The organism is Lactobacillus sp. C449L (genome assembly GCF_059900815.1).
Genome location: NZ_JBWXGA010000085.1, coordinates 1 through 522 on the forward strand (window position 1 = coordinate 1; position 522 = coordinate 522).

Below are 522 nucleotides of genomic sequence, written 5' to 3' on the forward strand. Positions count from 1 at the left end.
GTGGGTGCCCCCGGTAAACACCCGGTTAGGAGCCTTTGGTCGGTCCGGCGGGATAGCCTTCGGGAGGCGCAGGCTCAATCGTAGTTGTCAGCCGCAAAACTATAGGTATGATCGGGCACTGGCCTCCGAAGGTCGCCCTCCGCACCTTCGAGATGGGGAACGTCCCGCAACAACGATCTGCAGAGACCCGTCCATGTGTCTCTCGACAAAACATACAGTTACGTGGCAGGGCTGATCGCTGCACTTGGGTCTCCTGGTGGCCCGGAAGATCTCCTATGAAGTGCCGGCGGACCGCGGCGTGGAAAGGAGATTGCAGTTGAACTGAGGACGGCCTAAGTGAGCCAGAACGAGCGGATTTCGTTTCCTTCAGCTTGGACGGGGTGTAGCGCAGTCTGGTAGCGCATCTGCTTTGGGAGCAGAGGGTCGCAGGTTCAAATCCTGCCGCCCCGACCAGCCGGAGGGCCCAAAACGTTCACGGCACCAACTCAGCACGGTTTCGGACCGAGTGACCGGGCCAGGTCG

General features: G+C 60.7%; 1 tRNA gene. It reads left to right on the forward strand.

Going from position 1 to position 522, the window contains the following annotated elements:
* The first annotated feature begins 376 nt into the window (after positions 1 to 376).
* Positions 377 to 453, forward strand: a tRNA-Pro gene (locus AC2JF9_RS08410).
* The last annotated feature ends 69 nt before the right edge of the window (positions 454 to 522 follow it).